Source organism: Virgisporangium aliadipatigenens (assembly GCF_016863615.1).
GTDB classification, from domain to species: Bacteria; Actinomycetota; Actinomycetes; order Mycobacteriales; family Micromonosporaceae; genus Virgisporangium; species Virgisporangium aliadipatigenens.
On sequence record NZ_BOPF01000003.1, the window covers coordinates 286,733 to 313,193 of the forward strand.

Annotated in this window: 23 protein-coding genes; 15 read left to right on the forward strand and 8 right to left on the reverse strand. The window is 70.5% G+C overall.

Features of this window, described 5'->3' with window-relative positions; all coding sequences use genetic code 11:
• Nucleotides 1–58: 58 nt before the first annotated feature.
• Nucleotides 59–1,744, reverse strand: coding sequence for a S8 family serine peptidase (locus Val02_RS05505; protein ID WP_203897782.1), 1,686 nt, complete (start codon nucleotides 1,742–1,744; stop codon nucleotides 59–61).
• Between the two features lie 160 nt (nucleotides 1,745–1,904).
• On the opposite strand from Val02_RS05505, the gene Val02_RS05510 reads away from it, so the two are divergent.
• The 3 genes from Val02_RS05510 to Val02_RS05520 all read left to right on the forward strand — a co-directional run bounded on the left by Val02_RS05510 (nucleotide 1,905) and on the right by Val02_RS05520 (nucleotide 4,164).
• Entirely contained in the window at nucleotides 1,905–2,789 is an 885-nt protein-coding gene (locus Val02_RS05510; protein ID WP_203897783.1) for a DUF4394 domain-containing protein, read from the forward strand.
• Between the two features lie 10 nt (nucleotides 2,790–2,799).
• Nucleotides 2,800–3,681 (forward strand): ABC transporter substrate-binding protein, encoded by an 882-nt coding sequence (locus Val02_RS05515; protein ID WP_203897784.1) that lies wholly within the window; start codon nucleotides 2,800–2,802, stop codon nucleotides 3,679–3,681.
• Nucleotides 3,682–3,768: 87 nt separating this feature from the next.
• Nucleotides 3,769–4,164, forward strand: a complete 396-nt coding sequence (locus Val02_RS05520; RefSeq protein WP_203897785.1) for an Hsp20/alpha crystallin family protein — start codon at nucleotides 3,769–3,771, stop codon at nucleotides 4,162–4,164.
• Nucleotides 4,165–4,187: 23 nt separating this feature from the next.
• Here the strand turns inward: Val02_RS05520 and Val02_RS05525 are convergent, their stop codons facing one another.
• From Val02_RS05525 to Val02_RS05545, 5 genes are all read right to left on the reverse strand, one after another.
• The gene (locus Val02_RS05525; protein ID WP_203897786.1) at nucleotides 4,188–4,871 is read right to left on the reverse strand and encodes a VOC family protein; all 684 of its coding nucleotides are present in this window, start codon (nucleotides 4,869–4,871) and stop codon (nucleotides 4,188–4,190) included.
• 23 nt (nucleotides 4,872–4,894) lie between these two features.
• Entirely contained in the window at nucleotides 4,895–5,287 is a 393-nt protein-coding gene (locus Val02_RS05530) for an MmcQ/YjbR family DNA-binding protein (RefSeq protein WP_203897787.1), read from the reverse strand.
• A gap of 175 nt (nucleotides 5,288–5,462) precedes the next feature.
• Nucleotides 5,463–6,443 (reverse strand): DUF1152 domain-containing protein, encoded by a 981-nt coding sequence (locus Val02_RS05535; RefSeq protein WP_239152431.1) that lies wholly within the window; start codon nucleotides 6,441–6,443, stop codon nucleotides 5,463–5,465.
• A 22-nt stretch (nucleotides 6,444–6,465) separates the two neighbouring features.
• Nucleotides 6,466–8,652: a glycoside hydrolase family 3 N-terminal domain-containing protein gene (locus tag Val02_RS05540; RefSeq protein WP_239152433.1), complete on the reverse strand. Its 2,187-nt coding sequence runs from the start codon at nucleotides 8,650–8,652 to the stop codon at nucleotides 6,466–6,468.
• On the reverse strand, nucleotides 8,649–11,018 hold the full coding sequence (locus tag Val02_RS05545) for a glycoside hydrolase family 9 protein (protein WP_203897788.1): 2,370 nt from the start codon (nucleotides 11,016–11,018) through the stop codon (nucleotides 8,649–8,651). The genes Val02_RS05540 and Val02_RS05545 overlap by 4 nt, the downstream gene beginning before the upstream one ends.
• A gap of 229 nt (nucleotides 11,019–11,247) precedes the next feature.
• Here Val02_RS05545 and Val02_RS05550 point away from each other — a divergent pair, with 229 nt between their 5' ends.
• The 7 genes from Val02_RS05550 (at nucleotide 11,248) to Val02_RS05580 (ending at nucleotide 16,997) form a co-directional block, all read left to right on the forward strand.
• Nucleotides 11,248–11,535, forward strand: coding sequence for a hypothetical protein (locus Val02_RS05550; protein WP_203897789.1), 288 nt, complete (start codon nucleotides 11,248–11,250; stop codon nucleotides 11,533–11,535).
• Nucleotides 11,536–11,555: 20 nt separating this feature from the next.
• The gene (locus Val02_RS05555) at nucleotides 11,556–12,947 is read left to right on the forward strand and encodes a DUF4331 domain-containing protein (protein ID WP_203897790.1); all 1,392 of its coding nucleotides are present in this window, start codon (nucleotides 11,556–11,558) and stop codon (nucleotides 12,945–12,947) included.
• Nucleotides 12,948–12,950: 3 nt separating this feature from the next.
• Nucleotides 12,951–13,292, forward strand: coding sequence for a phospholipase (locus tag Val02_RS05560; RefSeq protein ID WP_203897791.1), 342 nt, complete (start codon nucleotides 12,951–12,953; stop codon nucleotides 13,290–13,292).
• Nucleotides 13,293–13,382: 90 nt separating this feature from the next.
• Entirely contained in the window at nucleotides 13,383–14,261 is an 879-nt protein-coding gene (locus Val02_RS05565) for a DUF6892 domain-containing protein (RefSeq protein WP_203897792.1), read from the forward strand.
• A 4-nt stretch (nucleotides 14,262–14,265) separates the two neighbouring features.
• Nucleotides 14,266–15,114: a DUF6892 domain-containing protein gene (locus tag Val02_RS05570; protein WP_203897793.1), complete on the forward strand. Its 849-nt coding sequence runs from the start codon at nucleotides 14,266–14,268 to the stop codon at nucleotides 15,112–15,114.
• Between the two features lie 55 nt (nucleotides 15,115–15,169).
• Nucleotides 15,170–15,748, forward strand: a complete 579-nt coding sequence (locus Val02_RS05575) for a DUF4291 domain-containing protein (RefSeq protein ID WP_203897794.1) — start codon at nucleotides 15,170–15,172, stop codon at nucleotides 15,746–15,748.
• A gap of 31 nt (nucleotides 15,749–15,779) precedes the next feature.
• Entirely contained in the window at nucleotides 15,780–16,997 is a 1,218-nt protein-coding gene (locus Val02_RS05580; protein WP_239152435.1) for a phosphatidylinositol-specific phospholipase C domain-containing protein, read from the forward strand.
• A gap of 127 nt (nucleotides 16,998–17,124) precedes the next feature.
• Here Val02_RS05580 and Val02_RS05585 read toward each other — a convergent pair whose 3' ends face one another.
• Together Val02_RS05585 and Val02_RS05590 are read right to left on the reverse strand one after the other, a co-directional pair.
• Nucleotides 17,125–17,916, reverse strand: coding sequence for a class I SAM-dependent methyltransferase (locus Val02_RS05585; protein WP_203897795.1), 792 nt, complete (start codon nucleotides 17,914–17,916; stop codon nucleotides 17,125–17,127).
• 12 nt (nucleotides 17,917–17,928) lie between these two features.
• Entirely contained in the window at nucleotides 17,929–21,198 is a 3,270-nt protein-coding gene (locus tag Val02_RS05590; RefSeq protein ID WP_203897796.1) for an AfsR/SARP family transcriptional regulator, read from the reverse strand.
• A gap of 221 nt (nucleotides 21,199–21,419) precedes the next feature.
• Between Val02_RS05590 and Val02_RS05595 the strand changes: the two genes are divergently transcribed.
• The 5 genes from Val02_RS05595 (at nucleotide 21,420) to Val02_RS05610 (ending at nucleotide 26,295) form a co-directional block, all read left to right on the forward strand.
• The gene (locus Val02_RS05595; RefSeq protein WP_203897797.1) at nucleotides 21,420–22,466 is read left to right on the forward strand and encodes an amidohydrolase family protein; all 1,047 of its coding nucleotides are present in this window, start codon (nucleotides 21,420–21,422) and stop codon (nucleotides 22,464–22,466) included.
• 85 nt (nucleotides 22,467–22,551) lie between these two features.
• Complete coding sequence (locus tag Val02_RS48130; RefSeq protein ID WP_275415548.1) at nucleotides 22,552–22,674, forward strand: hypothetical protein; 123 nt, start codon at nucleotides 22,552–22,554, stop codon at nucleotides 22,672–22,674.
• 176 nt (nucleotides 22,675–22,850) lie between these two features.
• Nucleotides 22,851–24,194 carry a TfuA-like protein gene (locus tag Val02_RS05600; protein ID WP_203897798.1) on the forward strand — a complete coding sequence of 448 codons (1,344 nt, stop codon included), beginning with the start codon at nucleotides 22,851–22,853 and terminating at the stop codon, nucleotides 24,192–24,194.
• Nucleotides 24,191–25,348 carry a YcaO-like family protein gene (locus tag Val02_RS05605; protein WP_203897799.1) on the forward strand — a complete coding sequence of 386 codons (1,158 nt, stop codon included), beginning with the start codon at nucleotides 24,191–24,193 and terminating at the stop codon, nucleotides 25,346–25,348. Before Val02_RS05600 ends, Val02_RS05605 begins: the two co-directional genes overlap by 4 nt.
• A gap of 17 nt (nucleotides 25,349–25,365) precedes the next feature.
• Complete coding sequence (locus tag Val02_RS05610) at nucleotides 25,366–26,295, forward strand: FAD-dependent oxidoreductase (RefSeq protein WP_203897800.1); 930 nt, start codon at nucleotides 25,366–25,368, stop codon at nucleotides 26,293–26,295.
• Nucleotides 26,296–26,461 lie beyond the last annotated feature (166 nt).

Below are 26,461 nucleotides of genomic sequence, written 5' to 3' on the forward strand. Positions count from 1 at the left end.
TGCGAGGCCGACGTCTTCCCCCGTGGACGCCGGCCTCGCAGGCTTTTTACCTGCTCCTCTAGAACAGGCCGCGGTCGGTCAGGGCCGCGTAGGCGTCGACGACGCCGTGGCCGTAGAAGCCGTTGAAGCGGGTGTCACCCGCGCAGTAGGCGTCGTACTCCGCCGACCGGCCCTCGTCGCGGTACTGCTGCAGCCGCGGCTCCGGGCAGGCGTGCTCGGCGGCCGTCGCGGTGAGGCGGCGTTCGACGCGGCCCGGGTCCATCGTCAGGCCGCCGCGGTGGCGCAGGTCCACCCGGCCGTAGCGGCTGACGATCAGCGCCGCCACGCCGGCGGCGTGCGGGGACGCCATGGACGTTCCCTGCAGGTAGGCGTAGTAGCCGCAGCGGCCGTCGTCCGTGCAGTCCTTGAAGACCGTGTTCGCGAACTGCGGCAGCACGTTGCCGGCCGCGTCGACCCGGCCCAGCCCCTGCAGCACCTTCTTCGGGTAGGTCGACAGGATGCGGTTGGCCGGCAGGTTGTACTGCGGCGTGCCGAACCCGTCGAGCTGCCACCCGCCCGGCGCGGAGACCGAGATCTGCTCGGTGCCGTAGTTGGAGTAGTCGGCCTTCTTGCCGGACGGGCCGAGCGCCGACACGCCGATCACGAACGGCCCCTCGGCCGGCAGGTCCCAGCAGGAGGAGTTGTCGATCGGGCGTTCGTGCGCGGTGCCCGCGGGGTAGTCCGGGCTGCTGAGGTCGGTGCGCGGGTTGCCCAGGTCCTCGTGGTTGTTGCCGAGCGCACCCACCAGCGTGACGCCGTGCAGGTGCGCGAACGTCAGCGCGCGGAACATCGCCGCGATGATGGTGCGCTGCTCGGCCTGCTGAGCCGGCGTGTCGGCCGGGTTGGCGACGCAGTTGTACAGCCACGGGTCCAGGTAGAACGACATGTTCACCACGTCGATGCCGGCCTTGGCGGCGTACGTGAGCGCGTTGACGATCGAGTCGAGGAAGAAGTAGCCGGAGTCCTGGCCACCCTTCAGCTCGACCAGCGAGACGTTGGGCGCCACGCCGGAGACGCCGTGCCCGTTGGCCGCCGCGGCGATGGTCCCCGCGACGTGTGTGCCGTGGCCGCCGTCGTCGGTGCCCACGGGGTCGAGGCAGGACTCCACCTCGCACGGGCCGTCGATGTCCGGGATGTCGGGGGCGAAGTTGCGCGACAGCGCGGCGTTGAAGTTCGCCGCCAGGTCGGGGTTGCTTGCGTCGAGGCCGGTGTCGAGGACGCCGACGGTCACCCGCTTGTCGCCGGGGTTGACCGTGCGCGCCCGGTCGGAACGCACCATCGACAGGCCCCAGAGCTTCTCGTCGAGGGGGTCCATCCCGACGGCCGGCGGCCGCTTCGACTCCGCGGCGGGGGCCACCGGTCCGGCGGCCGGCTCGTCCAGGGCCGGGTCCGACTTGCGAGGTGCCGAACCGATCGGCCGCCGGCTGACCGCGCCGACGAGCGCGCCGGAGGCGTTGACCCGTTCGACGAAGGGACCGGTGGGGGCGACGACCTGGAACATGCCGACGTCGTCGTTGCGGGCGGTCACCGTGCCACCGGCCCGCTGGATGGCGGCGACGGCGTCGGCGGCGCTGACCGACTCGCTCGCGATCACCGTGTACTCCGCCGTGGCGCCCTCGGCCGTGGCCGGCAGCCCGGAGGCGACCGCCATGCCGAGAACGACTGCCGTGACCGTGCCGCCGGCCAGTTTCGCGCGTAGGGACATCGAGCCTCCCAGTGATTGACAGATCGCCATATCCAACGGGGTCCCTGGGGCGGGCGCAACGACGGAAACCCGCGTCGACACCCTGGCGGAAAGCCGACAGCGCCCAACCGGAGCGCGCCCGGTGCCGAATCACCCGCACGACTTTCCGAGGAGGAGACACATGAAGCGGGCTTTGATAGGCGGGTTCGTCGCGGTGCTGGGCGTCGCGGCGGCGGTCGGCGGCGGGTTCTTCGCGGCGGCGCACGGGCCGTCCGGGCAGCCGGATCTCGCCCTCGTGGGCAACAACGACGACACGCCCCGGCTGCGCGCGGTCGGGCTGACGGCGGACGGGGAACTGGTGACGTTCCGGACCGACCGGCCGGGGGAGGCGAAGAAGGCCGGGAAGATCGCCGGGCTGACCGGCGACACGCGCCTGATCGGCATCGACTACCGGGTGCAGGACGGCAAGCTCTACGGCGTCGGCGAGGGCGGCGGCGTCTACACCGTGGCCGAGGACGGCAGGGCGACGAAGGTCGGGAAGCTGAGCGTGGCGCTGTCCGGCACCGAGTTCGACATCGACTTCAACCCGGCCGCCGACCGGTTGCGCATCGTCAGCGACACCGGCCAGAACCTGCGCCACAACGTCAACCAGGGCGGCACCACCAACACCGACACCACGCTGACGATCCCGCCGGCGACGACGCCGGCCGCGGGCGTGACGGCGGCCGCGTACACCAACAACGACACCGACGCCGCCACGGCGACGGCGCTGTACGACATCGACACGGCGATGGACCAGGTGTCCCTGCAGGCGCCGGCGAACAGCGGGCAGCTGTCGCCGATCGGCAAGCTGGGCGTCGACGCGTCGCCGGCCGGCGCCGGGTTCGACATCTACGCGAAGGTGCGCGACGGGAAGGCCGTCGACGCGGTCGGCTTCGCCGTGCTGGGCCAGAACAGCGGCCGCACGCTCTACCGGATCTCGCTGATCACCGGCAAGGCGGAGAAGGTGGGCGAGTTCGGGCGCGGGGTCGCGGTCACCGACCTCGCGGTGCTGCTGAAGCAATAGTGTTGCGCGGATGCGCATCGTGTCGTTGCTGCCGTCCGCCACGGAGATCGTCTACGCCCTCGGGCTCGGCGACGACCTGGTCGGCGTGACGTTCGAGTGCGACGAGCCGGCGTCGGCCCGTTCGGACAAGACGGTCGTGGTGGGCGGCAGGGACACGCGTGGGATGGCACCCGGGGAGATCGACGCGTACGTCAAGGAGACGATGCGCGCCGGCGGCGACCTCTACACGCTGCACGCGGGTGCCCTCGCCGCGCTCGACCCGGACCTGATCCTGACGCAGGACCTGTGCCGGGTGTGCGCGTTGCCGTCCGGGCACGTCGAGGACGCCCTGGACCATCTCGGCTGCCGGGCGGACGTGCTGTCGTTGGACCCGTACACGCTCGACGAGGTGCTGGACACGATCGTCGAGGTGGCCGCGCGCGCGGGCGTTCCCCCGAGGGGTGCGGCACTGGTGGGGTCGCTGCGGGAGCGGCTCGCGGCGGTCTCGGCGGCGGTGGCCGGGCGCCCCCGGCCGCGGGTGGCGGTGGTCGAGTGGGTCGATCCGCCGTTCACCGCCGGGCACTGGGTGCCCGATCTCGTGGCCGCCGCCGGGGGCGAGTCGGTCGCCGCCCGTCCGGCCGCCCGTTCGGTCCAGGTGTCCTATACGGAACTGGCAGCCGCCGAGCCGGATCTCGTTCTGGTGACCCCGTGCGGCTTCCATCTGGCGGGCGCGGCGGAGCAGGCCCGCGCGGTCGTGGCGCACTTCCCGGGCGTGCCGGTGTGGGCGCTCGACGCGGACGGGATCGTGGTGCGGCCCGGGCCCCGGCTGGTCGACGGCGTGGAGGCGATCGCGGCGGTGCTGCACCCGGATGTCTTCCCAGCTCAGGAGGGGCGTGCGGCCCGGGTGGCGTGACGGCGGCCACAGCCGGGAAGCGTTCGCCGCCCGCCCCGGTTGGGAGAAATTGAGCGACACACGCTCAACTCTCTGGAGGAAACCGAGATGCTGCGCTCCGTGGTTTTCAACCCCACCTCGACCCTGTTCGACACCGTGAGCCGTTCGGCGGCGCCGCTCGACGCCTACCGCGCCGGTGACGTGTTCTTCGTCCACATCGACCTGCCGGGCGTCGACCCGGCGACCATCGACGCCACCGTCGACCGCAAGGTGCTGACGGTCCGCGCCGAGCGCACCCGCACCCTGCCCGAGGGCGCGGAACGCTTCCTGACCGAGCGCCCCTCCGGCACCGTCACCCGGCGGCTGCTCCTGGGCGACAGCCTCGACACGGAGCGGCTCGACGCGGAGTACGACGCCGGCGTGCTGACCCTGCGGATCCCGGTCGCCGAGCGGGCCAAGCCCCGCAAGATCGAGATCGGCCGCCGCGAGCTGGCGAACGCGTAACCCCTCTCCTGGCGGGGGCGTGCTCAGTCGCGCCCCTGCCAGGTGCACACACAGATCTCGTTGCCCTGCGCGTCGGCCAGGATCCAGAAGGCCGGCGCCGCCTTGTCGGACACGAGAGTGCCGCCCGCCGCCAGGGCCGAACGGATGCGCCGTTCGGCCTCGTCGTGCGGCACCGAGATGTCGAAGTGGATCCGGTTGCGCTGCTCGCGCGGCTCGTCCATGTGCTGGAACCAGAACGTCGGCCCCTGACCGGTCGGATCCGCCAGCCCGCCGCCGGGATCCGTCGTGCCGCCCTCGTCGACGTAGCCCAGCACCGCCTTCCAGAACGGCCGGATCGCCGCCGCGTCCATCGTGTCGATCGCGATCTCCAGCAACTGGGTGACCCGCGGCGCACCACCCGAACCGGTCGTGAACCCGGCCGCCGTCAACGCCGCCGTGACCGCCGCGGCGATCTGCGCGTCCCGCGCCGTCACGACGGCCCGCCCGGCGGTCTGCAGCGCCAGTTCGACCCGGTGGGCGCGGAGGTCGACGCTCAGGTGCGCACCCGCGTCCGGCCCCGCCGCCTCGGTGGCGATCGACGCGACGGTGAGCGCGTCGTGGACGTTGCGGACGGACACGACGGTGCGCAGCGTCGTGAGGATCAGGCTCCAGCCGAGATGGTGCACGGCGGCGGACGCCTCGGGACGGCTGAGCGCGGTATCGGGCATGGGGACCAGCAGATCACATCCGGTCAGCCGGCGCCGTCCAGGTACGTTTTCGCGAGGCGCTTCGGGGCCTTCGCGAGCCACGCCTCGACGGTCACTTCCCGCAGCTCGTCGAGGGTGATCACGTCGAGCCGGACGAGCACCGCCGGGAAGCCGTTGAAGTGCGGCGTGGTGAAGAACGTGGCCGGGTCGTCGGCGATCAGCGCCTCCTTGGCGCCGACGTCCGGCACGTGCGCGCAGAGCACCGGCCCGGCCGGGGCCGCGTCGCCGAGCGCGGCGAGGTCGGCGCGGCGCAGCGGGCGTTCCCACACGAAACCCTTGCCGCGGACGGTGAGTACCCGGTTGCCCTCGCGGCTCTCCGTCTCCTCGGTCTCGGGCAGTCCCAGCCCGATCTCCCGGACGTCTTCCCAGCTCGCCATGCTCCGCAGCCTAAGGCGTGTCCTGCCGATCATGGTGTAGCCGAGGCGAGGCCCAGGCGTCGCGTCGCAAGCCGGCGGGGCGCCCGGATACCGGTGTCGTATCCGGGTGGCTCGCCGGCGCCGCGAGGCGGCGTCTGGGTCCGCCGCAGGCCCGCCATGATCGGCAGGACACGCCTTAGTGCGGGAACGCCCGCGCCGGGCGGTGCTCGACCTCGGCGCGGAACGCGGCGATCAGCAGCGCCACCTGGCCCATCCCGTGCGTGCGGGCCAGCCGGTCGAGGTAGAGCGACCGCTTCGCCAGCCCCTCGACGGTGAAGCTGAAGTACACGGCCATGAGCGGGTTGACGAACAGCGTGCTGCCGCTGGTGCGCTCGGTGAAGCGCACGTCGCCGAACCCGCCCGCGACGGCCGCCGCGATCTGGCCGTTGACGATGCTGGGCCGCAGCGGGGTGGCCGCCCGGGCGTCCTCGACCGCCGCCCGGTAGAGGGTCGCCGCCGCGCTGCCGGACGGGATCGACAGCGCGCCCAGGTAGGCGCCGTCGCGGTCGAGCGCGGCGATGTTCTCCAGCACCTGGCTGTGGTTGACGCCGTGGTACGCGTCGATGCCGAAGCCCAGGCAGGTGACCAGTTTCGTGGCCACCTCGTCGAGTCCGGCGACGGCGGCGAGGCTCGTCATGTCCTCCTCGGGCGTGCCGAGCCCGGACTCGTCGCCGCGCATGAGGATGTCGGTGCCGCCGTCGACGAGCACGATCGCGTCGAGGTCGAGCTTCTGCACGAGGTGCCGGTACGCGGCGCGCAGCGGCACCACGCCGACGCGCGGGAACGCGTACACGGTCCCGGCGAGGTCGTTCGCGTGCAGCCAGCGGGCCAGCGTGCGCTCGGGGAAGTAGTCGGCGGGGCCGGGTGTGTCGGGCTCGACGACGGCGACGTTCTCGGCGTCCCAGGCTTCCAGCGGCAGGTGCTCCAGCGGGGTGAACGACAGGTTGGCCAGGTGCACCCGGGTACCGCTGTCCCTGCCGCTGTCGTCGCTGAGCGCGAACGCCAGCGGCAGGCCCGCGTACACGTCGAACCCGCCGCCGGCGCCGGCGATCAGGACGTTGCGCGCGCCGGCGAGGGCGGCGAACAGTGGCGGCGTGTCGAGCCTCGGGATCTGCACGCCGCCACGATAGCCAGCCGGGTCAGGCGCACACGCTCCCGTTGAGCGTGAACGCCGCCGGTCTCGGGTTGGTGCCGGTGTGGGAGGCGTTGAAGCCGAAGGTGACCGTCGCACCCGGTGCGAGGCCCGGGTTCCAGGACTCGCCCGCCGCCGTCACCGCCGTGCCGGACTGGGTGACCCGCGCCGACCAGGCCTGGGTGACCTTCTGGCCGGCGGTGTAGGACCAGGTGAGGGCCCACGGGTTCACGGCGGCGGTGCCGGTGTTGGTCAGCGACACGTTCGCGGTGAAGCCGTTGTTCCAGTCGTTCGTCGTGTAGGTCACCTTGCACGACGACGGCACCGGATCCGGGTCCGGGTCGGGATCCGGATCGGGGTCGGTGCCGCTGTACGTGAGGCCGTGGCCGTAGGCGTACAGCGGCGCCTTGCCGTCGCCGTCGTTGATCGGCTGCTGCGACGCCGACTGCATCCACGTCATCGGCAGCTTCCCGGTCGGCGCGTGGTCGCCGAAGAGCACGTCGGCGACCCCCGCCCCCTCGCTGCCGGGCAGCCACGCGGCGAGGAGGGCGTTCCAGTTGCCGACCTGCGCCGCGATGTCCAACGGGCGGCCCGACACCAGCACCACGACGACCGGCACGCCCGCCGCCCGCAGTCTGTCCAGGGTGGACAGATCGGTGCTGTCGAGGCCCATCACGCCGGTGCGGTCGCCCTGGCCCTCCGCGTACGGCGTCTCGCCGACGACCGCGATCGCCGCCCGGTAGGACGAGTCGATGCCGGTGCCGTCCCGGCTGTACGTGACCGTCGTGCCGGAGCCGACGGCGTCGCGGATCCCCTGCAGGACCGTCGTGCCCGGGACCGTGTTTCCGCTGGAACCCTGCCAGCTGAGCGTCCAGCCGCCGGCCTGGTTGCCGATGTTGTCCGCGCTCTTGCCGGCGACGAAGAGCTTTCCGCCGCTCTTCGCCAGCGGCAGCACGTTGTTCGCGTTCTTCAGCAGCACCTGCGACTTGCGAACGGCCTCCCGGGCGAGTGCGCGGTGCGCGGCGCTGCCGACGGTGGAGGCGTACGAGCGGTCCGCGTACGGCTGCTCGAAGAGGCCGTACTCGAACTTCTTCGTGAGGATGCGCCGGTTGGCGTCGTCCACTCTGGACAGTGGGATCTGACCGGCCTGCACCGCGCTCTTGAGGCGGGTGAGGAAGAGCTGCCAGTCGTTCGGCACCATGATCATGTCGAGGCCGGCGTTCACCGCCGTCGCGATCTCGGCCTGGGTGAAGCCGGGCTGTCCGTCGATCTGGTCGATCCCGGCCCAGTCCGAGACGGTGAACCCGGTGAAGCCGAGCTCACCCTTCAGGACATCGGTGATGAGATATCGATGGCCGTGCAGCTTCTGGCCGTTCCACGAGGAGAACGAGATCATCACGGAACCCACGCCGCGCTGCACCGCGGCCCGGAACGGCGGTAGGTGGATCGCCCTGAGGTCGGCCTCGGAGAGCTGCGTGTTGCCCTGATCGACGCCGCCCGTGGTGCCGCCGTCGCCGACGTAGTGCTTGGCGGTGGCGAGGATCCGCGCCGGGGCGCCCTGCAGGCCGGTGATGACGCTCGTCAGCTCCGACACCAGCGCCGGGTTCTCGGAGAACGACTCGTACGTGCGGCCCCAGCGGTCGTTGCGCGCGACGCAGACGCACGGCGCGAACGTCCAGTCCTGCCCGGAGCCGCGCACCTCCTCGGCCGTGGCGACGCCGATGCGCTGCACCAGATCGGGGTCGCGGGTGGCGCCGAGGCCGATGTTGTGCGGGAAGATCGTGGCGCCGTAGACGTTGTTGTTGCCGTGCACCGCGTCGATGCCGTAGATCATCGGGATCTGCAGCGGGGTCGCCATCGCACCGCGTTGGAAGGTGTCGTACATGTCGGCCCAGCCGGTCGGGTTGTTCGGCGACGGCGCGGAGCCACCGCCGGAGAGCACGGATCCGATGCGGTACTGGGTGATCTGCGCGGCGGAGACGAGCGCGCGTTCGGGCTGCGTCATCTGGCCGAGCTTCTCGTCCAGGCTCATCCGGGCCAGCAGATCCGTCACCCGGTCGGCGACCGGCAGGGACGGGTCCTGGTAGGGGAGTGCGGCGGCGGTCGCGGGCCGCGCGGCCGTGACGAGTCCACACAGGACGATCGCCGTCGTGGCCAGTGTCCAGGCCCGCCGCACGGTTGTCGCCCGCTTCATGCGGTCACCGCGCAGGTGTTGCCGTTCAGGGTGAACGCGGTGGGCCGGGGATTGCTGCCGGTGTGGGTGCCGTTGAAGCCGAAGCTGGTCGAGGCGCCCGGGGCGATCGTGCCGTTGTAGGACTCGTTGGTCGCGGTCACCTGAGCGGCCGGCTGGCTCACCTTGGCGCCCCACGCCTGCGTGACCTTCTGCCCGTTGGCGAACGTCCAGACCAGCGTCCAACCGTTCACTGTGGACGATCCGGTGTTCGTGACCGTGACGGTGCCGGTGAAGCCGGTGTTCCAGTCGTTGGTGGAGTACCCGATCCGGCAGCCCGTCGCCGGACCACCGCTCGGTGACGGCGACGCCGATGACGGTGCCGGTGATGTGGGCGCCGGTGATGAGGGTGCCGGCGAAGACGGGGCCGGTGACGACGGCCGCGGTGACGACGGGGCGGGGGAGGACGGCTGCGGGCTGGTGTTGCCCGGCTCGTCGCCCCAGACCTTCGCGCCGGCCTCGTAGAGCGTCACGCCCGGGTTCGGTCCGGCCGTGGCCTGGTACGACGGGTCGTTCGCCGGGTTCCACGTGCCGCCCTCGGCCACGCCGATCTTCAGCTGCACCTCCATCCGGTGCGCGCTCTGGCCGGCCGGCGCGATCGTGTAGCCGGCGCAGTTCACCTCGACGTACCAGAGGTCGCCGGAGGCCTGCTTCGCCGACGTCGGGCCCGGGCAGCCCTGCGTGTACGGCGAACTCACCTGCAGCGCGGCATCGCCGTCGCGCCGGAACCAGTACCGGAACGTGGCGTTCTTGAGCGCCCGGGCCGGGAACGCGGACTTGTTGTAGACGACCACCTTCACGCCGGTCGAGCGGGTCTCGTTCTGCTGCACCGTGGTCTCCACCGACATCTCGGCGATGTCCGGGGACTCGGCCTGCGGGAAGTTCGCCAGCGGCGCGCCGCCGTACTCGCCGTGCAGCAGCGCCGCCGCCGAGGTGAAGCCGGCGTTGTAGTCCGTGGCGACCTCGTTCATGACGTAGTCGCCGCGGCTGTCGGAGTAGGCGTCGTTCGGGGCGGAGGGGCCGCCGACGAGCGCGCCGTACAGCACGTGGCGGGTCTCGACGGGCACCTGCTGGCTGTCCCACCAGGAGCCGTGCGCGGTGCGGTGGTGCGGGTTCTTCGGCGAGTTGGTGCCGAACCCGATGACGTAGCTGGAGTTGCGCGGGTTCGCGCCGAGGGCGTAGTCGATCTGGCGGGCCGCGAAGTCGTGGTAGCGGGTGACCCGTGCGCTCTCGCTGATGTGTCTACTGTGGACGAGTGCCACGAACGCCGTGTTGGCCGCGTAGCGCAGCGCGCCCCAGGAGTCCACGACCACCATGCCGCCGGGCGACGTGCGCACCTTCTCCCCGTTGACGCCGACGGTGAACCAGTCGAGCCAGCGGTTCGCGTCGTCGAGGTACTTCTGCCTGCCGGTCAGCTGCGCCAGCAGCACGTAGTTGCCGAACTGCTTGTTGTCCCAGCTGAGCGTCCAGCGGTACTTCTTGACGGTGCTCTGGTCCTCGTTGCCCTGGGCGTCGTAGCCGTTCTCCGCCTTGGCGAGGTACGCGCTGTCGCCGGTGGCCCGGTAGAGCCAGACGGCGCCCCAGACCAGTTCGTCGGCGTAGCCGCTCCACGACTTGTAGAACGCCTGCACGTCGGTGATGCACTCGTGGTACATCTTGCGCACCGTGTCGGCGAAGGCGTACAGCTGCTTCGCGTGCGTCAGCAGCGTGTCGGCGTACGTCGGATCGGTGGGCCGGAAGACGATGCTGCTGGCCGCCATCGCCGCCGCGGTCTCGGCCGCCAGTTCGGAGCCGCCGCAGCTCGCGTCGATCTTGTACGCCGGCCGCGCCATCGGGAGCACCTCGGCGGGGCCCCACCACTTGTGGTCGTCGTCGCCCTTGCCGACCTGTCCATAGAGGACGTTCGCCGACGGGTGCGCCTTGATGAAGTAGTCGTTGGGCACGCGCAGGTTGTTGAGCAGGTGGGTGAGCTGGCCCGCGCTGCTGTACGCGGCCCGGTTCTCCACCGCGCCCCACGCCAGCATCGTGGTGCTGAACGCCATCGGCAGCCCGAACTTCACGTGGTCGCCGGCGTCGAACCAGCCGCCGGTCAGGTCCAGCCCGACGTCCGAACCGTCGGTCATGGCGGAGTCGCCGCGCCAGCTCACCCGGTTCCATGAAGGCTTCTTGCCGGAGACCTGGGCCTCGTAGAAGAACAGCGACTTCTGCAGCGCCTCGCCGTAGTTGTAGGCGGGGGCGGCGGCGGCCGACGGTGGCCTGGCCGCGACGAGTGCGGCGCCCATGAGCAGGGCGATCACGCCGATTCGCAGGACTTTGGCACGTGCTGACATGGCGACTCCGGGGGTGGTGGAAGGGGCGGACTTCCAGTGGCGCGCATCGTCACATGGGAGCGCTTCCATATCAATCACCAAAGATCTCTAATGCGGGAACCGCAGGTCAGGTGGGGTGGCCGAATGAAAACCTTTGCTCCGGCTTGAGATCACCTGTGGATGGAACCTTTGCTTCAGCACCCTCCGTACAGGAGGGGGAATCACGCATACCGGCTTCGGGAAGGCAGACATGAGCAGGTTTCGGCACGGGCGCTCCGGCATCCAACTTTCCCGCCGGCAGGCGATCACCGCGGCCACGATCGGCGTCGGCCTGACCGCCGGCACCGCCGTCGGCGTCGCGAGCGCCTTCGACACGCCGCTGCGTAACCCGGGTGGCGGCGACGACGCCGAGCAGGTCGTGGTGCGGGTGCGCAACGCCGCCGCCGGCACCATCGAGATCTTCGCCGGCGCGCAGCGCATCGAGGTGCGCGACAAGGATCTGGCAAACCGGCTCCTCAAAGCCGCCCGCAAGCGCTGACCCGTTCCCTAGGAGCCCGCATGTCCTCGCACCGCGAAGCACCAGAGATCTCCAAGGATCCGGTCGCCGACAGCACCGACCTGTACGCGTTCGTCACCCCGGGCAAGTCCGACACGGTCACGCTCATCGCCAACTACCTGCCGATGCAGCTGCCCTCCGGCGGCCCGAACTTCTACGAGTTCGGCGACGACGTCCAGTACGACATCAACGTCGACAACAACGGCGACGGCCGTCCCGAGGTGACCTTCCGCTTCAGGTTCCGCACGGAGATCCGTAACGACAAGACGTTCCTCTACAACACGGGACCGATCGAGTCGCTCGACAGCGAGAACTGGAACCGTCGCCAGTTCTACTCGGTGTCCCTTGTGGACGGTCACGGGCGCGAGAAGAAGCTCGCCGACAACGTGCCCTGCCCGCCGGTGAACATCGGCCCGGCCTCCACCCCGAACTACGCGGATCTCGCCAAGCAGGCCGTGCGCAAGCTCGGCGACAGCTCGCTGGTCTTCGCGGGGCAGCGCGCCGACCCGTTCTTCGTCGACCTCGGCTCCATCTTCGATCTCGGCATCCTGCGGCCGTTCCAGAACGCGCACCTGGTCGGGGCGAAGCTGTTCAAGCAGGCCGGCGACGGGGTCAACTCGCTCAGCGGCTTCAACGTGCTGACCATCGCCCTGCAGGTGCCGGTCTCCGCGCTGCGGGCGCAGAACCGCGCGTACCGTTCCGACGAGGCCGGCGCGACGATCGGCGTGTGGACCGCGGCCAGCCGGCGGCAGGTGCGCATCCTCGGCGAGGCCGGCGGCAAGGACGCCGACGCGGGGCCGTTCGTGCAGGTGTCCCGGCTGGGAAACCCGCTGTTCAACGAGGTCGTCGTGCCGATGGCGCAGAAGGACCTGTGGAACACGCTGCCGCCGTCGGAGGACAAGCGCTTCGTGGGCTTCGTCGAGACACCGGAACTGGCCGGGCTGCTGCCCGTGCTGTACCCGGGCGTCTTCCCGAAGCTGGACGCCGCCAACAAGAAGAAGACGAAGCGCGCCGACCTGGTGGCGATCCTGCTGACCGGCATCCCGGCCGGCATCATCGACGGCTTCCAGAACAACACCGGCGCCACCCAGGCCGACATGCTGCGGCTCAACACGGCCATCCCGCCGGCCGAGAAACCCAACGCGCTCGGCGTGGTGGCCGGCGACCTCGCCGGCTTCCCGAACGGCCGCCGTCCCGAGGACGACGTGGTGACCGTGGAGATCCGCGCCATCGCCGGGTTGACGCTGCCGTTGGTGGACAAGACGTTCACGCCGGACGCGGCCGCCTCGGCGGTCACCGACGGGCTCACCGCGGCCGACGTGAAGGCCGGGTTCCTCAAGTCGTTCCCGTTCCTCGGCACGCCGCTGGACGGCTTCAACAACCCGAAGGAGTAGTACATGGGGCACTCTCACCACACGCTCGCTCCGTCGGGGACCGCCAGCGTCGTGCTCGACATCGGCGAGGACATCGGCGCGCTCGCCATCTACACCGGCTCCGAACAGGAGGGGAACGAGATCGAGGTGAGCCGCGTCGACCCGGGCGGCGCACCCGACCCGGTGGCGGTGCGGACACACGCGGCGGTGCGCTTCCGTGCCGTTCGACCGGAACCGCTCTACGGGGCTCTCATCCCGGACCTGCCCGCGGGCCGGTACGTGGTCTGGGACGGCGAGACGCCACTGTCCATCGTGGACGTGACCGGCGGGCGGGTGGCCGAGTTCGGCTGGCCGGAGCCCGCGTAGCACCCGTTCCGTCCCGTTGCTCTGTTCCATCCTGTTCCAGGCATCGACAGGATTTCGGGTCGTGGCAGGGGCGCCCTACAGTGCCCCGCCATGGATCCCTTTCTCCGCTTGGCCGTCGTCGAGGCCAACTGGCCGGAGCGCGCCGAGGACTTCGTCGGGTTGACCCTGGCGGAGCAGGCCGCGCTCTTCGCGGAACTGCTCGACTCCGATCTGCCCGAGGACGAGCCGGTCTGGGAGGCGTACTGGGGGATCCGGTCGAACCTGAAGGACGCCGTCCCGGAGGGCGTCGCGGACGACCGGATCCGATCCCTGGCCGGGGTCGAGGCGTTTCCCGAGCTCTCCACGCTGTACCTGGAGGACTCCTACGTCGCCGACCTGCGGCCGCTGTCCGAGCTGCCGCTGCTGACGAAGGTGTACCTGGACGGGCCGCCGGACGTCGACCTGACGCCGCTGCTCGGCTGCCCCAACCTCAAGCGCGTGCACTTCGAACAGTCCGTCACGGCGGGCGCCGAGATCCTGCGAACCCTGGCCGGGCGCGGGGTGCAGGTCGACGACCTGGTGCCGTACAGCGACGGGAAGCCGTTCGGCTGCGCGAACCTGCGCCTCGCCGTGCTGGACACCCTGCAGAAGGTGGTGAAGCTGCCGTCCACGTATCCGTTCGACCCGTACCGGTACGACCGCGACAACCTGTACCGGGTGCTCGCCGTCGAGATCACCCAGGAACAGCTCGACACGATCGAGGCCCTGCACTGGTTGGGCGGCGGCCACACCACCGCGCACCTGGTGTGGGAGCAGTGGGACGGCGAGTCGGACGAGTTCCACATCACGTCGCTGGCCGGCATCGAGTTGCTGCGCAATCTCCGTGCGCTGCGGGTGTCGCCGCTCTCCGCCATCCCCGCCGAGCAGGTCGCCGCCCTCCGGGCGCGTGGCGTGTCGGTGGCGGAGTGGGGCGTTCCGGTGGTGGGCTGAGCCGATGGACCCCGTGCTGCACCTGGCCCTGCTGTCGGGCGGCTACCTGCGCGACGAGCCGACCACCCGCGCCGAGGCGCTCGACCTGCCCGTCCCGGAACGCGTCCGCACGGCGTGGTGGACCGACCGGGCGACCCTGCGCGGACTCGCGGGGCAGGACGACCGGGTCCGCTCCCTCGAAGGCATCGCGGCGTTCCCCGGCCTGAGCACGCTGTACCTGGCGGACTCCGACGTGGCCGACCTGACGCCGCTGGCCGGGCTGCCGAGGCTCGAGCTGCTGTACCTGAACGGCCCGCCGGACGTCGACCTGACGCCGCTGCTCGACTGCCCCGAACTCAAGCGCGTGCACTTCACCCAGTCGCTCTTCCGTAACCCCACGCACGACGTGCTGAGGACCCTGGTGGCACGCGGTGTGCAGGTCGACAGCCTGATACCCGGTGCGTCGGAGGCCCTGGAGCCGTTCGAGTGCGACAATCTCAAGCTCGCCGTCATCGACGCCCTCGAGTCGCAGGTGGAACTGCCGACGACGTACTTCTTCGACGAGTACTCCTACGACGACGACAACCTCGACGCGGTGCTCGCCACGCCCGTCACGCGGGAGCAGCTCGACACCATCGAGGTGCTCTCCTGGCTCGGCGGCGGGCACACCACCACGCATCTCGTGTGGGCACAGTTCGACGGGGAGTCGGACGAGTTCGAGATCGAGTCGCTGGTCGGCATCGAGGCGCTGCGCAACCTGAAGGCCCTGCGGACCTCGGTCGAGCTCGTCCCGGCGGAACAGGTGGAGGCCCTGAAGGCCCGCGGCGTGTCGGTCGACGAGTGGGGCGAACCGGTCGACGGCGAGGAGGAGTAAGAGGAGGGGACTAAACCGTTGGTGCGAACGGTTTCCCGCGTGCCACGGTCGACCCGTGCTCAGGCCGATCCATGCGACGTTCGACGCCACCACGATCGTGGTCTACCAGGCGTATCCGCCGGCGATCGCCGACGCCGCGCTGGCCGCCGGGCGGTTCGTGGCGCCGTTCTCGTTCGGGCGGATGACGTGGATCAAGCCGTCGCTGCTGTGGCTCGCGCACCGCAGCAACTGGGCCCGCAAGCCGGGGCAGGAACGGGTGCTCGCCGTGCGCATGGCGCGGGCCGCGTGGGACGGCGCACTGGGCCGCGCGGTGCCGACCGCTCCGGAGGCGGGTGACGCGGCCTGGGCGCGGGAGTTCGCGCGGGCCGAGGTCCACGTGCAGTGGGATCCCGAGCGTTCCCTGCGGGGCGAGGCGTTGAACCACTACAGCGTGCAGGTGGGGATCGGCCGCACCCTCGTGCGCGACTACGCGGAGCACTGGGTCGTGGGGCTCACCGACGTCACGCCCGCGGTGCGCCGGATCGCCGAGCTGGTGCACGGGGGCCGTTCGGCGCAGGCGCGGCGGCTGTTGCCGGCGACCCGGCCGTACCCGCTGGGTCCGGCGCTCGTCCGCCGGATCGGGGCCGACTGCTGAACGGGGCTTCCCCAGGCCGTTCAATTGATAGATGATCGGCGATATGACGCGGATGCGGCGGACGGCCGCCGGACTGGCCCTCGCCCTCGCCGCCTCCGTCGTGGTCGTCGCCGCGACGGGCGGTCCGGCATCGGCGGCCGATTGGTACAACAGCATCGAGGGAACGTCGCCGGCGACCCGCACGTGGATGACGCGGGTCGCCGACGGCACGAGCCTCGCCGCCCTGTCGGTCCCCGGCACGCACGACACCCTCGCGCTGTGCGGACTGTCCACCTCGGACGGCGGCTGCGAGGCCGTCTCCAGCGGCATCACGCAGACCCAGGAACGCAAGGGCTTCAGCGGCGGCGCGCTGGGCGTGCAGCTGAACAACGGCATCCGGTCGATCGACATCCGGGTGCGCGTCGACCGGGGCGCGGCCGGGCTGACGTTCACCATCCACCACGGCGTCTACTACCAGCGGGCGAACTTCACCGACGTGCTGACCCGGCTGCGCGACTGGCTCGCCGCCAACCCCCGCGAGACGGTTCTGCTGAACCTGAAGGCGGAATGCGTGGGCGCCGGGGCCGGCGACTGCTACGACGCCGAGGGCTACGCCACCGACGAGTGGCGCCGGCGCGTCTTCGAGTCCTATTTGGACGGTCGCGCGTACACCGGCGACGGCGACGCGTACCGGCCGGCGACGGCGTTCCGGGACCTGTTCTGGGCGCCGGCGGTGAGCGGGACCCGCGCGGCGGTGCCGACCCTGGGGGAGGTGCGCGGCAAGGTGGTGCTGGTCGCCTTCCGTGGTGTGCGCGGCGGCCCGTACGACGGATACGGCCTGCGTGAGTTGGCCGGGAACATGGGCGAGTACGTGCAGGACGACTACCAGGTGCCGACCACGGCGGCGATCGCCGGCAAGTGGGAGAAGGCGCGCACCCACCTGCGCCGCACGAACGGCGTCTGGGACAGCACCCGCGCCGGCGAACGCGAGTACGGCCACAAGCCCGGCGACCTGTACGTCAACTACACCAGCGGCGCCGGCGCGGGCGCCTTCCCGTACACCGTCGCCGGCGGCGGCCTCTTCGTCACCGGCGTCAACCAGTTCCTGTACCAGTGCCTGCGCAACACCGATGGCCGCTGCCCCGAGTTCTACGCCGGCCGCCCCTCGAACTTCGGCGGCGAGGCGTCGATGCGGCGCACCGGCGTCGTGATGATGGACTTCCCGGGCGGCCGGCTCATCGACGAGATCGTCGCCCGCAACTTCGATTAGCCGCGCGGCACCGGTCAGGGCCGCCGGTGGTAGACGTGCCGGAGGTCGTCCGGTACGTGGCGTCGCCCATGGTCGTATGGAGGGTGTGAGTGCCGCTGTATCCGCTTCCCGCGTGGTGCTCGGCGACTCACAGCCCGTCGGATCGACCAGCGGCGGTCGGCGCGGGCGCGACCGCGGTCAGCAGGATCCGTTGCCGTAGGTCGAAAACCTTCAGTGCCCGGCGCGCCTCAGCACACATCTCCCGAAGGGCGGGGTCGTCGGCGCCCTCCACCGTCAGTGCCGCCGACCACATCGCCCGTTCGCCGATGCGCCAGGACGGCCGGTCTGTCACCTCCACCCGCTCAAAGCCGGCGCTCCGGAACGCGGCGGCGAGTTCGCGGTGGCGGACCCGCCGGCGCAGGTGTTCGTCGGAGGCATCGACAAGTCGCCAGCCGGTCACGGCAACACGGCCACCCGGCTTGAGCACCCGGTGACACTCACGGAGCGCCCCGTCGAGCGGTTCGGCGAATTGGATGGAGTCGAGGCAGATCAGGGCGTCGACCGAGGACGCGGCGACACCGGTGTCGGCCAGATCGTTGACCAGGAACTCGCAACGGTCGGCAAGTCCGGCCGCGTCCGCGTCCCGCCGGGCGTGTTCGACCGCGACCCGCGAGAAGTCGACGCCGACGAGACGCGCACCGGTCCGACGGATGATCTCCAATCCGTATCCGCCGCGCCCGCACGCCAGGTCGAGCAGCGTATGGCCGGGCTGGAGCCCGAGCGTACCGACCACCTCGCCGAGCGCGTCCCAGCCTACGAGCCCGGTCGACCGGAAGGTCGGCGGCAGCGCCAGCGCGCGCTGGACGATCGCGTCTCGCGAGGAGGACCGGATCACGTCTGAGTACCAGCGGTCGTAGTAGTCGGAGTCGAGCGTGGTCATGTCGGCATGCTCTCATCGAGCGGGGTGCGTGACCAATCCGAACGGTTCATCGCCATCGCGGCGGATCTCGGCGAAGATGAGGCCGGCTCTCGAGCGGTAGTCGGCACTCCTCCGCGGTTCGTCCATCCGCGCGCAGATGTCGGCCCGCACCTCGAACGCGCGGGCGAGGTCCAGCCGGTAGCCGCTCGCCGCCGCCGTTTCCTGGGCCGCGGCGGCGTACCGGAGTGCCGGCACGGTGTCTCCGAGAGCGAGCTGCGCCTTGGCCGACTCGAGGTGTGCCTGCCCACGCACCCGCGGCCGCGGATCGCTGCACGCGTCCCTGGCGAGGTCCAGCGCCACCGCGGGCGAACCGCCCAGGCGCTCGCAGGCGGCCAGGCCGAGCATCGCGAAGGGGAACCAGAAGCGAACCGTCTTCGCCCGTTCCTCGTGGGCCACCGAGAAACAGGCCGTCGCGGTGTCGACGTCGTCCACGGCGAGAGCCGACAGCCCGAGCGTGATGCGGGCACCCATGGCGTTCCAGTAGGCGTCCAGCTTCTCGGCCAGCGCGAGCGCCTCGGCGGCACGTTCGCGCGCCTGCCGGGGGCGTCCGAACTCGAGGTCGACCTCGGCGAGATTGCGCAATGTCTGCGCCTCCACGGTGGGATATCCGACCGCGCGGGAGGTGTCGAGAGCGTGCGTGAAGCGCGCAGCGGCGGCGTCGAGCGCCCCACGGTAGAGGTCGTTCAAGGCGATGGCGGACTCCGCCCGCGAATGGATGTGGCCGAGCCCCAGTTCGTCGGCGATCCGGCAGGCCGACGTGAGGCAGGCGACCGCCTCCTCGGCCTCGCCCGTCAGCATCAGCGACGTTCCCAGATTGGTCAGGGTTTCGGCCTCGACCGTACGGTCCCCGGCGGTGCGGCAGGCGACCAGCGCGGGCCTGAGGTATTCGTTGGCCTTGGCATAGTTGAGCAGCGAACCGGCGACGCCGCTCAGGCCGTTACGCACCATGGCCGCACCGACCGGATCGGCGATGCGCTCGTAGAGGTCCTTGGCGTAGAGCCAGAGCGCCTCCGCCCGGTCGTAGCGTGCCTGAAGGTAGAAGAGCTTGCCGAGTGAGCGGCACATCGCCGCCTCGGCCGCCTGATCGCCGTGCCGCACCGCCGCGTCCCGGGCGACCGAAGAGATGGTGTGCCAGGTGTTGTCGAGCCGTTGCCGGTCGACGTACCCGAGCACGGCGTCCGCCAACAGCCACACCGGCAGTCCGTCGGTGTGCGGCGCGTCGCTGCGGATCATCGCCTCGATGTTCGCTATCTCGACCTCGAACCAGCGGGCGGCGAGGGGCTTCTCGTGCACGGGTGGCATCAGCACGGTGGCGGACGACGCGGGCGCGGCGAGCCTCGGCAGGTCCGGGTTGAGCAGGCGGGTACACCGGTCGGCGGTCCGGAGGTAGTAGTCGAACAGCCTGCGAAGCGCCGCCGACGTCTCCCGCCCGTCGTACTCCAGACTCTTCGCGTGCGCGTACTCCTTGACCAGATCGTGGAAGTAGTAGCGATCAGCCCGTCGTTGAACGACGTTCGCGGTCGCGAGCCGTTCCAGCATCCGGCCGGCGACGGCGAGCGGCACGTCGGCGATGTTCGCGGCGGCCCACCGGTCGAAGCTCGGGCCCGGGATCAGGCTGATCAGGCGGAAGAGCCGCGCTACCTCCGGCTTGAGCGTCTGGTAGGAGAGGTCGAACGCGGCATCGACCATGGCGTCGTCGTCGCCGTCGATCGCCAGTGCCGACACCCGTCCCTCGGAGCGGATCTCCGCCACGTACGAGGTGACCGACTGCCCCGGCCGGCCGGCGAGCAGGGCGGCACCGATCCGCAGCGCCAACGGTAGGTTGCCGCACAGCGCCGCAAACTCCAGGGACGCCTCGGGTTCCCGGGCGACGCGATCGCCGAGGATGGTGGCCAGCAGGTCGGTCGCCTCGCCGTCGGAGATCACGTCCACCGGGACCGGGCGGAGCCCGTTGACCGCGGCCAGCCCGCTGAGCGTGTCCCGGCTCGTCACCAGCACCGCGGAGCCGGGTCGGCCGGGGAGCATGGGGCGGACCTGGTCCGCGGAGGCGACGTTGTCCAGAATGATCAGCACCCGCCGCCCGTTCAGCAGGCGACGCCACAGGGCGCTCTGCTCGTCGATGTCGGCCGGCATGTTCTCGGACGCCACCCCCATGGTCCGCAGCGAACGTGTCAGTGCGGCCTCCGCGGACATGGCCTGACCCCGGGAGTAGCCGCGCATGTTGAGGTAGAGGTGCCCGTCCGGGAAGTTCGCGAGCATGCGGTGGGCCACGTGGATCGCGAGCGCGGTCTTGCCCACGCCCGGCAGCCCGGAGATGATGACGCCCGGGACGGTCGACGCGTCGGACCCGGTGGGGGCGAGCAGCGACCGGATGCTGTCGATGAGCGCCGTACGCCCGACGAAGGTCGGCATGTCACCGGGGATCTCGAACGGCGCGGCCCGGGCCGGGGTCCCGGCGTCGGACAGCACGGTCGCGGTGTCCCTCGCGGCGGGCGGGCCGAGGTCCGCGTGTCGGCGCAGGATGTGCTGATGGAGTTGCTGGACCGCGTCACACGGGTCGATCGCCAGTTCGTCCCGGAGGATTGTGGACAGTTCGTGGAAGGCGCCGAGGGCCTCCGCCTGCCGGTCGGAGCGGTACAGCGCCAGCATCAGCCGGCTCCACAGCCCTTCCCGGAGCGGATGCGCCGTCGTGAGTTCCCGGAGCTGGGTGATGAGCGCGCGGTGCCGACCAAGTTCGAGTGCGACGTCGATGTGACGTTCGATCGCCTGCAGTCGTTCCTCGACGAGTCGCGGGACGATCTCGCGCTGGAGCCTCAGCGACGGCACGTCCGTCAGCGGCTGTCCCCGCCACAGTTTCAGGGCGGAACTCAGCAGGTCCTCCTCGGCCGGCTTGTCTCCCGCAGCTCCGGCCGTCTGTGCCCGCGCGACCAGTGTGCGGAAGCGGTTCAGGTCGAGGGCATCCTCGGGTATCGCGATCAGGTACCCGGGCGATACGGTACGGATCACCTCACCGGTGTCGCTCAGGGAGTGCCGCAACCGCATCAGGTAGTTCTGTAGCGCATTGCGCGCCTGGCGCGGCGGTGAACCGTCCCACACGCTCTCCACGAGGTCGTCGGTCGCGATGACCCTGTTGTGCTGCAGGAGAAGGTGGGACAACAGGATGCGGTGTTTCGCCGCGGCGAGCGTGACCTCTGATCCAGCGGTCGTGACGGTCAGCGGTCCGAGGATGCCGAACGTCAGCATGGGGCTGGCGACCCGCTGTGAGCAGCGGCCTCGGGATCCGTCGCAGGTGCGCTGTCGCCCTGCTGGTACCCACCGCGTCCGTGCATCGGTTCGAGGCTAGCAGGCACCCGGGGCGGCGGGCGTCGCCTTGATGACAGCCCGCCGCGACATGATCCAATGCGGAGAGTGGCCTATAGTGCCCGAAGTGTCAGCGTGAAGAGCATGGATGGAGTTTGTCGCCGATGGCGTTCGAGGTGCGTGGTGTTGTCCTGCCGGAGCGGGAGCAACGGACTCTCTGGATAGTCGACGGCCTCGTGCGCCTGGAACCGGTGGCCGGAGCCGAGGTTGTCGTCGACGGTGGATGGCTGGTGCCCGGCCTCGTCGACGTCCACACCCATCCCGGGACCGAGAAGCCGGGTGACCGCCTGGACGACGGGATGCTGCGTCGACACCTCGCGGAGCACCGCGACGCCGGGGTGCTGCTCGTCCGGACGCCCGGGACCGCGGCACGGATCCCGGCGTGGGTGGACGAGGACGAGGACATGCCCCGTGTGCGGTCGGCCGGTCCGTGGTTGGCCACTCCCGGCCGGTTCTTCGCCGATTACGGCAGGCATGTCCGAGAGGAGGAACTCGTCGCCGCCGCGGTGGAGGAGGCGCAGGCGTCCTCGGGATGGTGCAAGGTGGTGGGCGACTGGAAGCCGGACGATCCACCGGTGCCGCTGGAACTGCTCACCGCGGTCACCTCCGCCGTGCATGCCGTCGGAGGGCGGGTGTCGGTGCACTGCCAGACCGCCGAGGGTGGGCGCAACGCGGTGCTGGCCGGTGTCGACAGCATCGAGCACGGGATGCATCTCGACCCGGACCTGCTGCACCGGATGGCGGACCAGGGTACGGCGCTCGTCCCCACGGTGACGGTTTTCGGGAGCAAGGCCGATTGGATGCGTGCGCAGGAGCGCAACCCGTTCAGGGACTGGTGGTTGCGGGGCTGGGACGCGATGCTGCCCATGGTCGGGGCGGCGCACGAGGCGGGGGTGACGGTGCTTGCCGGCACGGACAGCATGCCGTTCGGCAACGTGGCCGACGAAGTTGCCTGGCTGGCGCGCGCGGGCCTGCCCAACGAGCATGCCCTCGCGGCCGCGTCGTGGTCGGCGAGGTCCTGGTTGGGGCTGCCCGGACTGGTCGACGGCGCACTGGCGGACCTGGTCGCCTATGCCGACGATCCGACCAGGGACACGGCCGTCCTGAAGGAACCCGCCCGTGTCATTCTGCGCGGTCGCATAGTGCGCTGAACGGCCGGTCCGTTCGTTGACCGCATCGGTCTTCGTTGATACGGTTCGGCCCGATCATCGTCGGGTCGTATCGAGAGGACAGGGCATGGAACAGCTGAAGGCACAGCTCGACGAAATTCGGGAAAGCGTCGACCTTGCCGACGTTTTTGACGAGATCTCGGCGAAGACGTCGTGCTGCACCGACATGTCCGGCGCTCCGTCGGAGTGACTTTGCCGCGCCGGTCTCGGTCGGCGTAGCACCACGGAGAGGCTCCCGTCGGATTTCCGGGGGCCTCTCCGTCGCGAATTTGATTCGCCCAAGGAAGACCTTCGTTTCCATCGACGGAAGACATCGGTATCTTGACGGTTCACGTTTTTGTGGGCCCCACCCTGCGCTCCCGCTCGGTGTCGGGCATCGATCCCGACTTCCGGATCCATCCGCCGGTCCTGCACGGTGACCTGCTGCGGATCGATGCCGGGCCGGACGACGTCGTCGTGCTGATAGACGGTGGCTATCATCACGCGGCATCGGTCCGGCACAAAGAAATTCTGAGTGTGATCGATGCCGGGGCCGTGGTCGTCGGATGTTCCAGCATGGGTGCATTGCGCGCCGCGGAGCTGGCGACATTCGGCATGATCGGCAATGGTGCCGTCTTCGAGGCGTTCCGTTCGGGTCGTGTGGAAGCCGACGACGAGGTGGCGCTGGCGCACGGTGAACCTCCCGACTACCGCCGGTTCAGCGAGCCGCTCATCAACATGCGGATCGCGGTTGAAGCGGCCCGGCGAATCGGCGCGGTTTCCGAAACGGAGGCCGCCGCGATAGTCGACCGAGCGCGTTCCATGCACTATTCGATGCGTTCCTGGAAGCGGCTCGAAGTGGAGTTCGCCGACGCGGGACACCTGTCGGCAGCCGTCCGACGCGTACGGTCGTTCCTCGACACGCATCCGGAACACGCCGACGTCAAAGCCGCTGACGCGGTGGACACACTGACGCGGCTCGACGAGATCGTGGCCGGAGCGACCGACCGGCCGACGGCGTGGACCGGCTCGCCCGAGTGGCGCAACCGCTTTCTCTACGAATGGACGGCCGATGCGGCCGGCGGTGACGTCGACGGCGTGTGGGTACCGCACGGCGCCGTGATCCGGTACCGGCAGGTGTACGACGTGGACTTCCCGCGGCGCTGGCGACGGTTCGTCATGCGGGAAATTCTCTCCACGGAAGGGCTCGACACCGTGACGCTGACCGATCGAGACATCGAACGTCGTGCGCTCGATGTGGCCGGCACCCGCGGCCTGCGGGCAGCGACCCTCACGCCGGAGCAGACCGGCGAATGGCTTCTCGGGGACGCCGAGGCGTCGTTGCCCGCGGCGGAGCGGATCGCCCGGGTGCTGATCCGCTCCTACCGGCCGCCGCGGGGCATCCACGATCTTCTGACCGGTGAGCCGGATCTCGCCGTCGACCCGTACGCACGGGGTTGCGTCGCCGAGTCCTCGGTGGTGAACGCCACTGTGGCCACCTGGGGCGCCGGGCAGGGTGTCGACAACCTGAAGGAGTCGACCCTGCGCGCCCATCTGGCGGCGACCTGGCGCGTGGCCGACCGGTTCGACGCGCTGACCGCCCGAGCCCGTGATCGCGGTCTGTCCTCACTCTCGGCGGCCGTCGAGGCGGTACGGCCCTTCTTTCTCAGGCACCACCTTCAGCTCGCATCGACCGCGGGCGCCGCCGCGGACGGCGCTGAACCGTCGTGACACCTGCCGTCGCGGTGTCGGCCCCGAAGGTCTTCTTCGCCGGCACCCACCGGACCAGAGCGCCGCAGGAGACGTGGGAACGCGTGCTCCCGAAGCTCCCGCGGTTCGGTATCACCCGGGTGGCCGACGTGACCGGCCTCGACACCATCGGCATTCCGGTCGCGATGGCGATCAGGCCGTTGGCGAGGACACTGAGCGTCTCCCAGGGAAAAGGGCAGTCGCTGCTGCTGGCCAAGGTTTCCGCGGCCATGGAGTCCGTCGAACTGTGGCACGCGGAGCATGTCGCGCCGCCGATCGTGTTCGCCCAGGCGAGGGCGTCCGAACTGGACCTGCCGTACCGCATCGACGACCTGGCGAGAACGCCCGGCGCGCTGGTCGGTGACGACACCCCGCTGGACTGGATCATGGGACGCGGTGTGCTGACCGGAAAGCCGGTACCCGTCCCCGCCGTCGTGGTGCGGATGCTCGGTCCGCACGAACGGCGCTGGAACCCGACCGGGTTCGTGCGCAACAGCAACGGACTGGCCTCCGGCAACTCGGTCGCGGAGGCGGCTCTCCACGCGCTGTACGAGACCGTCGAGCGGGACGCGGTGAGTTCGCTGCCGGCGGGCGAGTTCGGCGCCAAGATCGAGACGAGCGGGATCGACGACGGCGGCAGTCGGCACCTCCTCGACCTGATCCGCCGAGCGGACGTGGAGCTGGAGGTCCACCACGTTCCGAGCCGGCTGGGCATACCGTGCTTCGCCGCACGCCTGTGGAGCGCCGACTTTTCCGTCACCAGCATCGGCTTCGGCGCGCACCTCGCGGTCGATGTGGCGTTCTCCCGGGCGGTCACGGAGGCCGCACAGAGCAGGCTCACGGTCATCGCGGGCAGCCGGGACGACATTCCCGCCCTGTACAGCCAGGTGCGCGAGGGTGCGCGCGCGCTGCCTCCCGTCCCTGGCGCGAGGATCGCCTGGACCGACGTGCCGGATCCGCCACGACCACCGTTCGAGGACCTGGCGGCCGAGTTGCGGTGGGCCGCCGCGTCGCTGACGGCGCTCGTCGGACATGAGCCGATCCTCGTGGACCTCAGCATCGAGGAGGACCTGTACGTGGTGAAGGTGGTAACCCCCGGTCAGGTGATGGATCTCAAGCGCTACCACAGTGCCTAGAAAATCTGGAGTGAATTGTGACGGACAGCCGAACCTCCGAGGCCCCCGCGGCGTACGACGTCGCCATCGTGGGCATGGGAGCAGCGGGCCTCGCCGCCGCCGCCGTGCTCGGGCGGTCGGGACGCAGCGTCGCGGTCGTCGGGACACGCGATCGCGGTAACGCCGGCGCCACCGAGGTGCACAATCTGCCGTACGCGGAAGGCATCGCCCCGGAGGACCTATACGGGCGGATGGAACGCGAGCTCGACAGGTACGGCACGTCGGTGTTCCCCGAGACGGTCGAGAAGCTCTCGGCGCCGGCGGACGGGGCGGGCCCCGTCACGGTAGAGACCGGCAGTCGCGTACTGGTCGCCTCCCGACTGCTGCTCGCGAACGGAGTCGAGAACGTCCCACCACCGTGGGTTCCGCAGGACACGTGGGGCACCACCGTGTTCGACTGCCCGTTCTGCCACGCCTACGAGCACCGGGGTGAGGACTTCGCCGTGGTGGGCCCCCGCCAGATGACCGTGCAGGTGGCCCTGCTCTGTGTTGCGCACGCCCGATCGCTCGTGGTCGTGGTCGCCGACGCCGAGGCGGTGGGCAGTTCCGCGGCCGAGCGGGTGCGCGAACTCGGCGGCGAGGTCCTGCACGGCGAGATCGTCGCGGCCGAACGCCATCCGTCCGGTCAGCTCACACTGGTGACCTCCGGCGGCCGCGACCTGGCCGTCGGCGCGGTTCTCGTCTCCGGGGCCACCCGGATGCGACGCCAGTTCGTGGACCAGCTCGATGTGCGGGTCAACCGGTTCGGCATCCCCGAACTCGACGCCGACGGGAAATCGTCGAATCCGCTGGTCTGGATCGCAGGCACGGCCGCGGCGCCCAACTATGTGCTGGTCGAGGCGATGGGCAGCGGAATCCGCTCTGCCATGGCGTTGCACAAGGATCTCGCGTTCGAAGGGCTGCACTGATCGCAGCGCTGTCGCCCACCGCTGACCTGCGACGGTCTGCCGGTCGATGACCCGCGCCCGGCCCGCGTGACCGAGAAGTGAGCGCCGGGTTAGCGGGCTCCCGTAAACAGTGATCACACATCTGGTGACATCGAGTTTGATCACGGTGTGGCCGTGCGCGGTGGTT

What these genes read in the sequence shown, in the direction of transcription:
- Val02_RS05530 (WP_203897787.1), bottom strand. Translation starts at nt 5,287, where the DNA reads ATGGCGAGCTGGGAAGACGTCCGGGAGATCGGGCTGGGACTGCCCGAG.
- Val02_RS05550 (WP_203897789.1), top strand. Translation starts at nt 11,248, where the DNA reads ATGAGCAGGTTTCGGCACGGGCGCTCCGGCATCCAACTTTCCCGCCGG.
- Val02_RS05585 (WP_203897795.1), bottom strand. Translation starts at nt 17,916, where the DNA reads ATGACCACGCTCGACTCCGACTACTACGACCGCTGGTACTCAGACGTG.
- Val02_RS05580 (WP_239152435.1), top strand. Translation starts at nt 15,780, where the DNA reads ATGATCGGCGATATGACGCGGATGCGGCGGACGGCCGCCGGACTGGCC.
- Val02_RS05515 (WP_203897784.1), top strand. Translation starts at nt 2,800, where the DNA reads ATGCGCATCGTGTCGTTGCTGCCGTCCGCCACGGAGATCGTCTACGCC.
- Val02_RS05540 (WP_239152433.1), bottom strand. Translation starts at nt 8,652, where the DNA reads ATGAAGCGGGCGACAACCGTGCGGCGGGCCTGGACACTGGCCACGACG.
- Val02_RS05505 (WP_203897782.1), bottom strand. Translation starts at nt 1,744, where the DNA reads ATGTCCCTACGCGCGAAACTGGCCGGCGGCACGGTCACGGCAGTCGTT.
- Val02_RS48130 (WP_275415548.1), top strand. Translation starts at nt 22,552, where the DNA reads ATGGAACAGCTGAAGGCACAGCTCGACGAAATTCGGGAAAGCGTCGAC.
- Val02_RS05545 (WP_203897788.1), bottom strand. Translation starts at nt 11,018, where the DNA reads ATGTCAGCACGTGCCAAAGTCCTGCGAATCGGCGTGATCGCCCTGCTC.
- Val02_RS05560 (WP_203897791.1), top strand. Translation starts at nt 12,951, where the DNA reads ATGGGGCACTCTCACCACACGCTCGCTCCGTCGGGGACCGCCAGCGTC.
- Val02_RS05525 (WP_203897786.1), bottom strand. Translation starts at nt 4,871, where the DNA reads ATGCCCGATACCGCGCTCAGCCGTCCCGAGGCGTCCGCCGCCGTGCAC.
- Val02_RS05520 (WP_203897785.1), top strand. Translation starts at nt 3,769, where the DNA reads ATGCTGCGCTCCGTGGTTTTCAACCCCACCTCGACCCTGTTCGACACC.
- Val02_RS05595 (WP_203897797.1), top strand. Translation starts at nt 21,420, where the DNA reads ATGGCGTTCGAGGTGCGTGGTGTTGTCCTGCCGGAGCGGGAGCAACGG.
- Val02_RS05570 (WP_203897793.1), top strand. Translation starts at nt 14,266, where the DNA reads ATGGACCCCGTGCTGCACCTGGCCCTGCTGTCGGGCGGCTACCTGCGC.
- Val02_RS05565 (WP_203897792.1), top strand. Translation starts at nt 13,383, where the DNA reads ATGGATCCCTTTCTCCGCTTGGCCGTCGTCGAGGCCAACTGGCCGGAG.
- Val02_RS05590 (WP_203897796.1), bottom strand. Translation starts at nt 21,198, where the DNA reads ATGCTGACGTTCGGCATCCTCGGACCGCTGACCGTCACGACCGCTGGA.
- Val02_RS05555 (WP_203897790.1), top strand. Translation starts at nt 11,556, where the DNA reads ATGTCCTCGCACCGCGAAGCACCAGAGATCTCCAAGGATCCGGTCGCC.
- Val02_RS05510 (WP_203897783.1), top strand. Translation starts at nt 1,905, where the DNA reads ATGAAGCGGGCTTTGATAGGCGGGTTCGTCGCGGTGCTGGGCGTCGCG.